Annotated in this window: 11 protein-coding genes and 1 riboswitch; of the genes, 7 read left to right on the forward strand and 4 right to left on the reverse strand. The window is 60.5% G+C overall.

The window, feature by feature from the left end:
• Positions 1 to 62: 62 nt before the first annotated feature.
• Complete coding sequence (locus ACN19L_RS09360; protein WP_426493215.1) at positions 63 to 557, forward strand: hypothetical protein; 495 nt, start codon at positions 63 to 65, stop codon at positions 555 to 557.
• 58 nt (positions 558 to 615) lie between these two features.
• On the opposite strand, the gene ahcY is transcribed toward ACN19L_RS09360, so the two are convergent.
• Both ahcY and ACN19L_RS09370 read right to left on the reverse strand, forming a co-directional pair.
• Entirely contained in the window at positions 616 to 1,932 is a 1,317-nt protein-coding gene (ahcY, locus tag ACN19L_RS09365; RefSeq protein ID WP_426493216.1) for an adenosylhomocysteinase, read from the reverse strand.
• A gap of 154 nt (positions 1,933 to 2,086) precedes the next feature.
• Positions 2,087 to 2,839 (reverse strand): DUF4397 domain-containing protein, encoded by a 753-nt coding sequence (locus ACN19L_RS09370; RefSeq protein ID WP_426493217.1) that lies wholly within the window; start codon positions 2,837 to 2,839, stop codon positions 2,087 to 2,089.
• Positions 2,840 to 2,984: 145 nt separating this feature from the next.
• On the opposite strand from ACN19L_RS09370, the gene ACN19L_RS09375 reads away from it, so the two are divergent.
• Both ACN19L_RS09375 and ACN19L_RS09380 read left to right on the forward strand, forming a co-directional pair.
• Complete coding sequence (locus tag ACN19L_RS09375; protein ID WP_426493218.1) at positions 2,985 to 3,608, forward strand: hypothetical protein; 624 nt, start codon at positions 2,985 to 2,987, stop codon at positions 3,606 to 3,608.
• Positions 3,609 to 3,836: 228 nt separating this feature from the next.
• Positions 3,837 to 5,024: a THUMP-like domain-containing protein gene (locus ACN19L_RS09380; protein ID WP_426493219.1), complete on the forward strand. Its 1,188-nt coding sequence runs from the start codon at positions 3,837 to 3,839 to the stop codon at positions 5,022 to 5,024.
• A gap of 81 nt (positions 5,025 to 5,105) precedes the next feature.
• Here ACN19L_RS09380 and ACN19L_RS09385 read toward each other — a convergent pair whose 3' ends face one another.
• Positions 5,106 to 5,714, reverse strand: coding sequence for a DNA-3-methyladenine glycosylase (locus ACN19L_RS09385; protein WP_426493220.1), 609 nt, complete (start codon positions 5,712 to 5,714; stop codon positions 5,106 to 5,108).
• Positions 5,715 to 5,770: 56 nt separating this feature from the next.
• Positions 5,771 to 5,991: riboswitch (cobalamin riboswitch) on the forward strand.
• Between the two features lie 168 nt (positions 5,992 to 6,159).
• Here ACN19L_RS09385 and ACN19L_RS09390 point away from each other — a divergent pair.
• Complete coding sequence (locus ACN19L_RS09390) at positions 6,160 to 8,115, forward strand: TonB-dependent receptor plug domain-containing protein (RefSeq protein WP_426493221.1); 1,956 nt, start codon at positions 6,160 to 6,162, stop codon at positions 8,113 to 8,115.
• A 44-nt stretch (positions 8,116 to 8,159) separates the two neighbouring features.
• The gene (locus ACN19L_RS09395) at positions 8,160 to 9,248 is read left to right on the forward strand and encodes a YncE family protein (protein ID WP_426493222.1); all 1,089 of its coding nucleotides are present in this window, start codon (positions 8,160 to 8,162) and stop codon (positions 9,246 to 9,248) included.
• Between the two features lie 110 nt (positions 9,249 to 9,358).
• Here ACN19L_RS09395 and ACN19L_RS09400 read toward each other — a convergent pair whose 3' ends face one another.
• The gene (locus ACN19L_RS09400) at positions 9,359 to 9,634 is read right to left on the reverse strand and encodes a hypothetical protein (protein WP_426493223.1); all 276 of its coding nucleotides are present in this window, start codon (positions 9,632 to 9,634) and stop codon (positions 9,359 to 9,361) included.
• A gap of 586 nt (positions 9,635 to 10,220) precedes the next feature.
• Between ACN19L_RS09400 and ACN19L_RS09405 the strand changes: the two genes are divergently transcribed.
• Positions 10,221 to 10,793 carry an AraC family transcriptional regulator gene (locus tag ACN19L_RS09405; protein ID WP_426493224.1) on the forward strand — a complete coding sequence of 191 codons (573 nt, stop codon included), beginning with the start codon at positions 10,221 to 10,223 and terminating at the stop codon, positions 10,791 to 10,793.
• Between the two features lie 147 nt (positions 10,794 to 10,940).
• Positions 10,941 to 13,289 (forward strand): B12-binding domain-containing radical SAM protein, encoded by a 2,349-nt coding sequence (locus ACN19L_RS09410; RefSeq protein WP_426493225.1) that lies wholly within the window; start codon positions 10,941 to 10,943, stop codon positions 13,287 to 13,289.
• The last annotated feature ends 6 nt before the right edge of the window (positions 13,290 to 13,295 follow it).

The following is a 13,295-nucleotide window of genomic DNA, read 5'->3' on the forward strand; positions in this document are numbered from 1 at the left end:
CTATTCGGGCGTTATCCTTCTATATTGCCCTATCCCAGTGTCACCCTTTACCCTATTTCTATATGCTTACGCTTGTATGGACTATTCTTAACGTCATCCTGCTTTTGGGCATCGTATACGCCTGGTTTAAAGTTCTCATGGTGTTGCGACGCCAGCTCGGCTTAGGACTGTCTCTGTTGTTTCTGCTGAGCCTGTCGGTAAAAGGTAGCCAGGAGCCGGAAGGTAAAATTCCCAATCTGCTGGCTCCCACCAATAACGGGCAGCTTCCCGGAAACTGGAGTCAATCAACCACCATCACCCTAAACCCGAACAATAAGCTGCAGTTGTTATTTGAAGGGATGCGCACCGATTCAAGCTTTATCATCCGTGGCGTATATCCCACCATTTCAGGACTGATGCTGGGACATACCTGGAAGCCGCTGCTGGGTACCGCTCACGTGCAGCAGCAGCAGGTAGCGTATGACGTCATACTGTTGCACCAGTGGAAGCTGCTGGGTGTTCCGCTCTACGTTTCAAGCGAGGAATATCAGGACCGTCTTCCTGTTCAGACTCGATAAATAAAAACCCCGTCCGGCACAATGCCGGACGGGGTTTTTACAGAATAACCGCAGTCTGTTAGTAGCGGTACAGGTCCGATTTGAAGGGGCCTTCTACGGGCACTTTGATGTAGTCAGCCTGCTTGGGCGTCAACTCGTCCAGCTCCACGCCAATTTTGGCAAGGTGCAGGCGAGCCACCTTCTCGTCGAGGTGCTTGGGCAGGGTGTACACTTCGTTTTCGTACTTATCAGCGTGCTGCCACAGCTCCAGCTGGGCCAGCGTCTGGTTAGTGAATGAGTTCGACATCACAAACGAGGGGTGACCCGTGGCGCAACCCAGGTTTACAAGGCGGCCTTCAGCCAGGATAATCACCTCTTTCCCGTCGATGTTATACAAATCTACCTGGGGCTTTACGGTGTCTTTGGTGTGGCCGTAGTGCTTGTTTAGCCACGCCATGTCAATCTCATCATCGAAGTGGCCGATGTTGCAGACAATAGCTTTATCCTTGAGGGCACGGAAGTGCTCTTCACGCACAATATCACAGTTGCCGGTGGTAGTAATTACGATGTCGGCGTCTTTGATGGCATTTTCCATCTTCTTCACGGCGTACCCATCCATAGCAGCCTGCAAAGCGCAGATGGGGTCAATTTCGGTGACCACTACGCGGGCACCAGCTCCGCGCAGCGAAGCGGCAGTGCCTTTTCCTACGTCGCCGTAGCCAGCAACCACGGCTACTTTGCCGGCCATCATCACGTCGGTAGCGCGGCGGATGGCATCCACCGCCGACTCTTTGCAGCCGTATTTGTTGTCGAACTTCGACTTGGTTACGGAGTCGTTGATGTTGAAGGCGGGCATCGGCAGGGTGCCAGCTTTCACGCGCTCCATCAGGCGCAGTACGCCCGTAGTCGTTTCCTCCGAAATGCCTTTAATACCGGCGGCCAGCTCAGGATACTGATCCAGCACCATGTTGGTCAGGTCGCCACCATCATCCAGAATCATGTTCAGGGGCTGACGCTCCTCACCGAAGAACAAGGTCTGCTCAATGCACCAGTTGAACTCTTCCTCATTCATGCCTTTCCAGGCATATACCGGAATGCCAGCGGCAGCAATGGCCGCAGCGGCGTGGTCCTGGGTGGAGAAGATGTTGCAGGATGACCACGTAACATCAGCACCCAGCTCAATGAGCGTTTCGATGAGCACGGCCGTTTGGATGGTCATGTGCAGGCAGCCGGCAATGCGTGCCCCTTTCAGCGGCTTGCTGGCCCCGTACTCCGCCCGCAACGACATGAGACCGGGCATTTCGGCTTCGGCGAGGCGGATTTCCTTGCGGCCCCACTCGGCGAGGCTCATGTCTTTTACTTTATACGGAACGTAGGCCGTGGTCTTGGTTTCCATCAGTCAGATGCAGAAGTGAAGTAGTCGTTTTCTAACCGCAAAGATACTCGATTTGTTATCCATTTGCCCGAAGCCGGCACCCCTCCTTTTAAAGGCAGGAAAGGCTGCCTGAACGCATCCAGACAGCCTTTCGCTTAGTGCAGCAAGCGCAGCGTTAATTATGCTGGATAAGTACGGCTTTGGGTTTCAGGTTGTCATCGAGGCTGCCAAGGCTGCCACGCACTACTACAGTGTAAATCTTACCAGCTTCGTAGTTCTTGGTACCGGAGCCCGAGCCATTACCGTCGCCCACTGCTACTACGCGGGTAGAAGTTGCGCCGGTGGTTACCAGCAGGTTGTAGGAGCCGCTGGGAATGGAAGCAAACGACGAAGCGGCTCCGAAGGTGGCACTTACACCGGGCACGTCAGTAGATCCGGCCACCGTTTCCTGGGAAAGTTTCACGGGAGAAGGAGCGTTGAGCCCCAAGTGTACTACGCGTATTTTGGCTTGGTTTGAGGCCGGAGCCGTCAAATCATCTTCCACCCAAATGGTGCTGATGGAATTGGCCTGGGTTGTGGGGCTATAGGCAAAGAGCGAGTAGTTCTTGTCTTTAGCCACGGTTTGGGTAGCAGTGGCCACTGTATTGGTGGTGCCAGCCACATTGATTTTGAACGTACGACTGCCAGCATCTACCGTGGCGTAGCCGGAGTTTTCGCCGTAGCTCAGGTCTTTCACTGCCTTGTCATCGGCCAGCACCGATACTTTTACATTCGCATTGGGAGCCGCGTGCACTGCCAGCACCTTGCCTTGGTCAGGCACAGGAGTGGAATTGTTGTCATCATCATTGCCGCAAGCCGAAAAGGCCAGTGTGGCGGGCAAAGTCAGGGCAAAAAGGGCCGGACGGAAAAGTGAGGTCAGCGTTTTCATATGCGAAGAGTTGGGTGAACTGCTTGCGAGAACGAAGGCAAGTGTGCTTTTGTTGGATGGCCCTAAAACTTTTCCTCGATGAATTGCACTTTTTTGTCGTCTAAACACTTAGCTCCTTGACTATATAGACCGTAGCTTTGTCTTCATGACCCAGTATCAACTGTCCCGAATTGTTGGCGGTTTACGCCGCTCCGCATTGGTTGCCGCCTGCTCTCTCGGAGTGGCCGTAGCGGCTCAGGCTCAGCAGCCAGCCACCGTATTGCGTCTTGCTCCCGAAGACCAGAACCGGGGGCTAAACGGAGTGCAGAAGAACTTTTATTTCACTACGGAAGCCGGCACCAATGAGTCGGCTTATCAGAGTGCCGGCTTTTTTGGACAGCGTATCCGGCCCTACCTGGCCGGCAATCAGGAAGCGCTGGATAATCTGAACCGCTACCGGCGGCAGAAGTGGCTGTTTGTGGCGGAACGCCTGACGTTTGTGGGAGCCGTGGGTTTGTACGGCCAGCAGGTGTACGCGCATCCCGAAAAAGAGGAATATTTTAATAATACTCAGCAAGTAGCGGTGGGCTTGGCCGCCTTCAGCCTGCTGAGCAACATCCTCATCTCGCGCAATACCAACTCCCACTTTCAGCGGGCTGTGGAGGCGCATAATGCCGGGCTGCCCGCCGCCCGGCGTGGTGCGCTGCAGCAGTTGCGCCCCAGCACGGTAGGTTTGGCTGCTGGCCGCAGCGGGCAGCCGCTGCTGGCCCTGCGTTGGAACCTGCGCTAACCTAATTGTGGTTGTCCGGATGCTCCGGGCCGGTTTTCAGGGTTGCCAGCCGTTGCTGGCAGTGAGCTGAGAACCGGCCCGGAGTACCTTTTTCATCTTGTTTCAGAACCGGCCAGACGCAGCCCGGGACGGGTGGTTGCAGATTTCCTGCTTACGTTTGAGGCTGCCTTGCGCCCGGGCTGATTCGCCGGAGCGTCCGGCACCGCCCTGAATTCGTAGACCCGCTACATGGAATACCCGCTGCCCACGGCGGCTCGGCAATACGTTGCCCAGCACCTGCACGACGACCCCGCTCAACTAGCTCTGCAAGCCCGTCGCCACCCCGGCCTGCCCGTTCCCGACCTTATCCGGCAGATTCAGGCCCGGCAGAAAGCCCGCACCAAGCTGCCCGACTGGGCCGAAAACCCGGAGCTTATTTTCCCGCCTACTCTCTCAGTGGAGCAGGCTTCCTCGGCCCGTACGGCTGCCTTCAAAGCCTCTTTGGTGAACGGACAGCGCCTGGCTGATTTGACCGGGGGGTTTGGAGTTGATACAGCCCATTTCGCTACTACCGTAGCCGAGGTGCAGTACGTGGAGCGCAACGCGGCCCTGGCTGAGGTGGTGCGCTACAACCTGGCGCAGCTGGGTATCGGAAATGTGCAGTGCCACACCAGCGACGCCGTGCAGTTTCTGCGCAGCACCCCCGATACGTTCGACTGGCTGTACCTGGACCCCGCCCGCCGCGACACGGCTGCTAAGAAGATTTTCCGGTTGCAGGACTGCGAGCCGGATATTCTGCGCCTGCTGCCGCTGCTGCTGCACAAAAGCCGGTGCGTGCTACTCAAGACGTCTCCCATGCTCGATATTGAGCAGGCCATTCAGGAGTTGCGGCAGGTGCGGCGGCTGTGGGTGGTGGCCGTGGACAACGAGTGCAAGGAAGTGCTGTACGAGCTGGGCCCCGAGCCGGCCATCGACCCCGAACGGTTCACCGTAAACTTGCTGCGCAACGGGCAGCAGCAGGAGTTCCGACTAAACCGGGCCCGTGAAACCCGCGCCGTAGCCCGCTACGCCGAGCCGCAGCAGTATCTCTACGAGCCCAACGTGGCCGTGCTCAAGGCCGGCGCGTTCAAGAGCGTCGGCACGGCTTTCGAGCTACTGAAGCTGCACCAGCACAGCCACCTGTACACATCTGATTCGTTGCGGGCGGATTTTCCGGGCCGGATTTTCCGCATTCGGGCGGTGGAGAAGTACGATGGTGCGGCGTTGCGCACCCATCTCGGCCCCGACAACCGCGCCCACGTCACCACCCGCAATTTCCCCGATTCGGTGGCCGAGTTTCGACACCGCACCGCCATCAAGGAGGGTGGCGAGCTATACCTCTTCGCCACTACCAACCTGGAAGGCAAGCTGATGGTGCTGGTGTGCGAGAAGCTGTGAGTGAGTTGGTGAGCTTGACGTTCTGCTTGCGCTACCTGTGCGACCTGAACGCCAAACTCACCATTTCACTAACTCATCACTTCACCGTGCCGGGCTGGTCCATTTACTGCCCCGAAGGCGAAAGCGCCAGGGTAAGGCGGCGGCCGTTTCGCCGGCGTAGGCTAAACCCACGCGGGGGCTGGCCAGGATGTCGGCTTCATTGATGATTTCACCCGCATCTTCAAGCCAGAGCACCGGGCCCTGCAAGTTAGTGCCGCTAAGGGCGGGCGTGATGCCCAGGGCCTGGGCGAGCAGGCCCGGGCCGGTCGTTAGCTTAGGCGAATCCGGGGCCAGGTGGCCCCGGCGGGCCGCCATGATTTCCAGCCCCACCAGCGGCTCAATGGCCCGGATGAGCACTGTATCGGGTTTACTGGCCAGATTGGTGCTGATATTAAACAGGGTATGGCGGTTGTACACCTGATAGAGGTAGGCCCGCCCCCCGGGCTCGTGCAATGCCTGGCCGTGGGTGCCGCGCCGCTTCAGGTGCAGCTGCATGGAATCGTCGCCCTCGTGGGAGTACGCCTCAGTTTCCACAATGCGGCCGCCGGTTAGCTGCCCTTCCAGACAGGAGTACACGTGCTTGCCCAGCAGCTCGCGGGCAATCTGCACGGGGTTGGAACGGCGGTAGAATTCGGGGGGCAGCAGAGACATACAGCAGTACGACAGGAAGAATTACGGATGAGTAGGCATCTATACGGGGCAATGCCTACCTTTGCCGCTGTAAAGGTGGCCGGACCCCAAATGCGGGGCGAGGCTGAAAAGGGAATCCGGTTGAAATCCGGAGCTGTCCCCGCAACTGTACGCTTCAGGAGTCGGCGCGTCATCACCGGCCACTGTTTCTGCCTCGGCTTCTTAGCTGAGGCCCTGGAAATGGGAAGGCGACGCGCCCGGAGCAAGCCAGGAGACCTGCCTTTGCGCATCCCCATGTTCAGCGCCTTCGGAGGAAAGGCGGAGAATGAAACCAGCAGCCCGGCTCCGGCCGGGCAGAGTACCCTTCTGTTTTCGGCCTCGGCTTCGGGGGTTGGCGGCTCACGAGGCCAGCTAAGCCACGAGGTTTTGAACTGAATTTTTCGGTTGCGAAAATTTGGTTCTCAAGATGCGTTTTACCGCCCTGCCGTGGAGCCGCCTGCTTAGCTGGCTGGCGGGTGGCCTGTTGCTAACTACTTCGGCCTCGGCTCAAACCAGCGAGCTGCCCGCCGATACGGCCCGCGTGCAGCGGCTGCCTACGGTGCGCATTCCCGGCGTCCGCCTTGAGCGGTTTGCAGTGGGCAGCCGCCGTCTCACCCTCGATTCGGTGGCCCTTACCACTTACCGTACCGGTACGCTTACCGATGTACTGAGCGCACGCACGGCCCTGCACCTGCGCAATTACGGCCCGGGCCAGCTGGCTTCCATCACGTTGCGGGGCACCTCGGCGCGGCACACCGCCGTGCTCTGGAACGGCTTCAATATCAACCTGCCCAGCCTGGGTGAGGCCGATTTTTCCCTGCTGCCGGTGAGCGGATTTACCCAGGCCGATGTGCAGCCGGGGCCGGCCGCCGCCACCTACGGCAACGGGGCTATTGGGGGCACGGTGCTGCTGTCATCGGAGGCGAAGTGGAACACCGGCTGGCGCGGGGCGGCCCAGGGCGAGTACGGCAGCTTCGGGCTGGGAGCCGGCACGGTGGAGGCAGCCTTCAGCAACCAGAAAATAGCCGTGCGCACCAGCCTGCTGTACCGGGAAGCGGCCAACAACTTTGCCTATTACGCCCAGGAAGCCCGCGGCCGAACCCGCCAACGCCAGCAGAACGCCGCCTTGCGCCAGGCCAGCCTCAGCCAGGATGTGACGCTGCGCCTGGGCCAGCGCAGCGAGGTGGCTTTGGCCGCCTGGCTCACCGATGCTGACCGGCAAATTCAGCCAGGCGTCGGCACCAACAATACCCACGCCGAGGAACGGGACCAGAGCCGCCGCCTCACCGGCAGCTACCGTTCCGTGAGCCAGCATCACGAGTGGGCCGCCCGTGCCGCCTGGTTTGAGGACATCCTGAACTACCGCGACGACGTGAGCGGGCTGAGCGAATCCCGGGTGCGCACCAGCCAGGCTCAGGTCGAGCATACTTGGACAGTAGCGCCCAACGCCTCCGTCCGGCTTGGGGGTGAAGCTCAGCATTTTGCCGCCCAGGTAGATGGCTACGGCCGCCAGCCCCGCACCGAAAACCGCTACTCTGGCTTCGCCCTGCTCCGCTACGACCCGCAGCCCCGCCTGCGCCTTTCCCTGAACGTGCGCCAGGCCGTGCTGCCCGGCCGCCGCCCGCCCCTCACGCCCACGCTGGGTGCCGAGTGGCTGGCCCTTGAAGTCGGCTCACAGACGCTCACGGTAAAGGGCAGTGCCTCCCGCAGCTACCGGGCCCCCACCCTGAACGAGCGGTACTGGCGGCCCGGCGGCAACCCCGATTTACTGCCCGAGGAAAGCCTGGGGTACGAGGGCGGCCTGGTGCACACCTTCACGCAAACTCCGGCCCGCCTGCGCCTGCAAACTGAGCTGACGGCTTACCGGCAGCTGGTAGATAACTGGGTGCAGTGGACGCCCGGAGTTGCGTACTGGTCGCCGCGGAACCTGCGGCAGGTGCGCGCCCAGGGGCTGGAGGCCAGTACGCAGCTGAGCTGGCAGCACAGGGCTTACGGCCTGCTTGCCCGGGCCAGCTACGGCCTCACGCAGTCGGTAAAAACCCAGGGTGTAGCCACCGACTCCGACCCAGTGGGACGGCAGCTGCCCTTCGTGCCGCGGCATACGGCCGCCTTCAGCACCGACCATACCTGGCACGGCTGGCAGCTCAGCACCACGCTCACTTATACCGGCTACCGCTACACCGATGCCTCGGCCACGGAATTTCTGCCCAGCTACTGGCTGCTGAACGCGGCTCTGGGCCGCACGCTGGCGGTACGGCCGGGCTGGCGGCTGCAGGCGCTGGCGCAGGGCTTCAACCTTGCCAACGCCTCCTACCAGAGTTACCAGAACCGCGCCATGCCCCTGCGCAGCGGCAGCCTGAGCTTGCGGCTGCTTTGGCGCTAAGCTTTTCCCCGACGACTTTTTTCTATCCCTTTTTTTTTCTCCGCATGAAGTATTCTTTCCCTTTTCAGAGCCTGAGCAGCCGCTTACTGCTGGGCAGCGCCGCCGCTTTCAGCCTGCTGGCCTGCGACCCGGATGACACCACGCCCGAGGCCGTTACCATCAGCCCCAACAGCGTGCTGATTGTGAACGAGGGCAACTTCCAGAAGTCGAATGCCGACATCAGCGTATTCAGTAAAACCAGTTCTTCGGTGGTGTATAAGGGCGCGTTTGCCGCTGCCGCCAAACGGGAGCTGGGCGACGTAGCCCAAAGCCTGAGTCTGCAGGGCAACAACGCGTACATCGTGGTGAACAACAGCAATAAGCTGGAGGTCATTTCTCTGCCCAACTTCAAGCCGGTAGCTACGGTAACAGGGCTGCAGCTGCCGCGCTACTTCGCGGCGGCCTCCGCGGCCAAGGGCTACGTAACGGAAACGGTGAAGTACGATGGCAGCAATGGCCGCGTATCGGTACTCAACCTGACCACCAACACCGTCAGCAAAACTATTGCCGTGGGTGTGCAGCCCGAGCAGCTGCTGGTGGCGGGCTCCCGTTTGTACGTAACCAATAGCGGCAGCAATACTGTTACCGTTATCAATACCACCACCGATGCCGTGGAGGGCACCATTACCGTGGGCGACTCCCCGAACAGCTTGGTGCAGGACCGGGACGGCAACGTGTGGGTGCTGAGCGGGGGCAAAACCTACTATAACCCCGACTACACCACTGATTACACCCGCACCACCAAGGGCAGCCTGGCCAAAATTGTCCCGGGTCAGCTTACGGCTACCATTCGGGAAGTAGCCTCCAACCGTAGCTCCCCAAGCCGGCTGGCCATCAACGGAGCCAAAAGCCAGCTCTACTACACGTACCTGGGCGGCGTGTACACGCTGGGTGTGGCCGATGCAACGTTGCCAACCACCCCACTTATCCGGCGCAGCTTCTACGGCCTGGGTATCGACCCACAGGATGGCACCATCTACGGCGGATTGGGCTCATTCACGGCCGCCGATAAAGTAATCCGGTACCGCAGCACGGGGGCACCCCTCGATTCCTTTACTGTGGGCATTGGGCCCAATGGCTTCGCCTTCAACTAACCCAACCTGTTCTGAGCTCTGGAAACAGCCCGGCCCGGCTTCGGTCGGCCAACAACAAGGCCCGCAACTGTAGTTGCGGGCCTTGTTGTTGGCCGGGGTTCCGTTGGGGGTTAGTCGGCAATACCATCGTTGTTCCGGTCTTTGCGTTCCGTAGCCGACTCGTACTGCTGACGGCCGGTGGGCATAGCTGCCGTGTCGCGCTGCAGGCCGGAGGTAGCTGAGTCGGCGGCCAGAGTGGCGTTTTGCTGCGTGGCCGGGTCGTTGCTTTTTTCGGCACCGCGCTCCACGTTAGTGTCACCGGAGCTGCTGCCCGTGTTGCAGGCCGATACGGAAACGACAAGCAGGGCGGCTACGGCCAGGGAGCAGAGAGAAGAGAGCCTTTTCATAGGGTTTGGGAGATAGGTGAGGGAGCGGTGTGAAGTAAAGTATTTGGGCTGTACGGCTGACCGCCCCGGCGGTTTTTGCGTATGAAGATTTCCCGTTCCCAACCACAGCCATTCTGCCACTTTATCAGTTGTTTTTTCCTTATGCTTCATACTGACCCGTAGCTAAGACCATCCTTGGATTCCCGTTTCTGTATGCAGCCAACGGTTATCTTTGTTCGCCTGTAGCTGCAGCCATGACCCGAGCCTCTTCCCAAATTACCGCGTACAAGCCCCTGCTGCGGAAGCTAGCCTGGCTGGCTGGCAGCAGCTTTCTACTGGCGCTACTGCTTATAGTGTATCTGTACGGAACTCAGGATGAGTTCTTCGGACGGTTTTTTGGCGCATTTTTCGTATTTTTCTGGCTATTCACCGTGACCTTCCTGGGTGTGGTTCCCTTCATCCACTGGGCCACGGTGAACTGGTTTGGAAAGCAATGGACTGATGACGTCCCGCCCGCGACGCGGCGCCGGGGCAAATCCGCTGCTTCCCCGCCATCTTCTCGTACATCCACGCGTACCGCCCCGCGGTTGAACCCAACTCAACATCCGTGAAAACGACGCTTCTCCACATCAAAAACATGGTTTGCCCACGCTGCATTGATGCCGTGCGCAACCTGCTCGAACAGGCGGGCTACCGCCCCACCGACGTAACGCTGGGCCAGGCGCAACTGGACCAAAGCACACCCGCTGACCCGGCCTCCGTGGCTCCCATGCTGCGTGAAGCCGGCTTCGACGTGATTATGGGCCGGGCCGACCAGCTGACCGAGCAAATAAAATCGGCCTTGGTTGAATACCTGGAGCATCTGCGCACGGCGCGCATGCCCTTAACCACCTCGGCCTTCCTCACCGACCGGTTTGCCGCTACTTACTCGCACTTGAGCAAGGTATTCTCGCGCACGGCTAACCTCACTATTGAGAAATACCTGATTCGGCTGAAAATTGAACGGGTGAAAGAAATGCTGAGCTATAATGAAATGACGCTCAGCGAAATTGCCGAACACATGCGCTACAGCTCCGGTCAGCACCTGAGCAACCAGTTCCGACAGGTAACGGGCCGCTCCGTGAGCGAATTCCGCCGTGACCTGATGCCCCGCCGCCTGTCACTGGATCAGTTGGCATAGAACGTACGCTCACCAGAAAGGCCCACCAGCCAGTGCCCCACTCAGGATAACCGAACGGGGCGCTGGCTGGTGGGCCTTTCTGGTGGACTTCAACTTAGGCTTTACCTTTGTGGGCACCTTTACTGCCGGTTGGCGGTTGCTGTTCCCGTGTCGTCTTCTGCCCACCCCCGCATCCTGCTTGTTACGCCGCCCCTTACGCAGCTGAATACGCCCTACCCGGCTACTGCTTACCTCAAGGGTTTTCTGGGTGGGCGCGGCTATCAGGTAATGCAGGCTGATCTGGGGTTGGAATTGGTGCTGCAGCTGTTTTCCCGGGCGGGGCTGACGCGGGTGTTTGCCGAAATCGAGGCCGGTGGCTTCGAGCTGAGCGACAATGCCCGGCGCATGCTGCGGCTCAAGAACAGCTACCTGAGCACGGTGGAGCCAGTTATCCGGTTTCTACAGAACAAGGACAACACCCTGGCCCCGCGCATCTGCCACAGCCGGTTTCTGCCCGAGGCCAGCCGCTTCGACAACGTGGCCGACCTGGAAACGGCCTTCGGCACGATGGGCCTCACCGACCAGGCCCGCCACTTGGCCACGCTCTACCTCGAGGACCTGGGCGACCTGATCAAGGAAACCGTGGGGCCGCAGTTCGGCTTTTCCCGCTACGCTGAGAAGCTGGGCATGTCGGCCACCTCCTTTGACGACCTGCACGAAGCCCTGCAGGCCGCCCCCAACCTGCTTGACCGGATGCTGCTGGAGCTGCTGGACGAACTGCTGGAGCGCACCCAGCCCGACATTGTGGGCTTCACGGTGCCTTTCCCCGGCAACCTGTACGGCGCGCTGCGGCTAGCCCGGCACGTCAAGCAAACCCGCCCCGGCACCTACACCAGCATGGGCGGCGGCTACCCCAATACGGAACTGCGCACCATCCGGGAGCCCCGCTTCTTCGACTACATCGACTTTCTGACCCTCGACGACGGCGAAGGCCCCTGGCTGCGGCTGCTGGAATGGCTGGGAAACCGCCTGACGGAGACGGGGCAGTGGTCCGACGAATTGCCCAGAGAGCTTCGTCAGACCACTCTCGTTGCGGCGGCGGCTGCCAGTAACCAATCATCTGCTCATGCTGACTTGTTCAACGGGAGTGGTCCGACGAGGCTCTCCGGGCAACTTGTCGGGCTCCCCCCCCTGCAACGCACCTTCCTGCGCAACGCGGCGGGCGAGGTGGAATACCGCAACGACGCTACCACGGCCGATATTCCCCATCCCGAGGTGGGGACGCCGGATTATTCAGATCTGCCGCTGACGGAGTATTTGTCGGTGATTGAGGTGCTGAACCCCATGCACCGGCTCTGGAGCGACGGACGCTGGAACAAGCTCACCGTGGCCCACGGCTGCTACTGGAAGCGCTGCTCGTTCTGCGACGTGACGCTGGACTATATCGCGCGCTACGAAACGGCTCCGGCCACGCTGCTGGTGGACCGCATCGAGCAGATCATTGCCCAAACCGGCCAGACCGGGTTTCACTTCGTGGACGAGGCCGCCCCGCCTCTGGCCCTGCGCGACCTGGCCGTGGAGCTGCTCAAACGGCGCGTGAGCATTACGTGGTGGGGAAACATCCGCTTCGAGAAAACCTTTACCCCCGATTTGTGCCGGCTGCTGGCGGCCTCGGGCTGCATTGCCGTGAGCGGGGGCCTGGAGGTAGCCTCCGACCGCCTGCTGGCCCTCATGGAAAAAGGCGTGACCATTGCCCAGGTGGCCCGCGTGACGGATGGCTTCACCCAGGCGGGCATTATGGTGCATGCCTACCTGATGTACGGCTTTCCCACCCAAACGGCCCAGGAAACTATAGACTCGCTGGAAGTGGTGCGGCAGCTGTTTCAGGCCGGCATTGTGCAGAGCGGCTACTGGCACCGGTTTTCCATGACGGCCCATTCCCCGGTGGGCAAAAACCCGGCGAAATACCACGTAGCCGCCGTGGGCCCCGAGCCCGGCCCCTTTGCCTGGAACGACCTGTGGCACGACGACCCCACCGGCACCGACCACGAAGCCTTCGGGCCGGGGCTGGCCAAGGCCCTCTATAACTATTTGCACGGTGTGGCCCTGCAGGAGCCGCTCAGCTTCTGGTTTGATTTCCGGGTGCCTAAAACTACCGTGCCCCGCCACCTCATCAGCCAAGCCCTGCAGGAGCCCGGCAAGCCCGATGCGGCCCGGCCCAACAACCGCCTGTTCTGGCTTGGCAATGCGCCGGAGCTACGCCTGGAGCCCGGCCGCAAGGGCCAGCGTGCCGTGCTCACGTTCTACGAGCAGGCGGAGGATTTTGAGGTAACTGTACCGGCCGCTCTGGGCCCTTGGCTACACGCCCTGCTCACCAATCTTGCTACCGACTATAACACCAAAGTGTTGCTGAAGGAAGTAGCAGCTTCCTTCCCGGCCGGGAGCCAGACATGGGAGCAATTGCTGCTGAGTCCGGCCTGGCAGTTGCTGCGCGAGAAAGGTCTGCTGATTTTGTAGCACGCC

Origin of the sequence: Hymenobacter sp. 102, assembly GCF_049949205.1 — a bacterium.
Taxonomy (GTDB): Bacteria; Bacteroidota; Bacteroidia; order Cytophagales; family Hymenobacteraceae; genus Hymenobacter.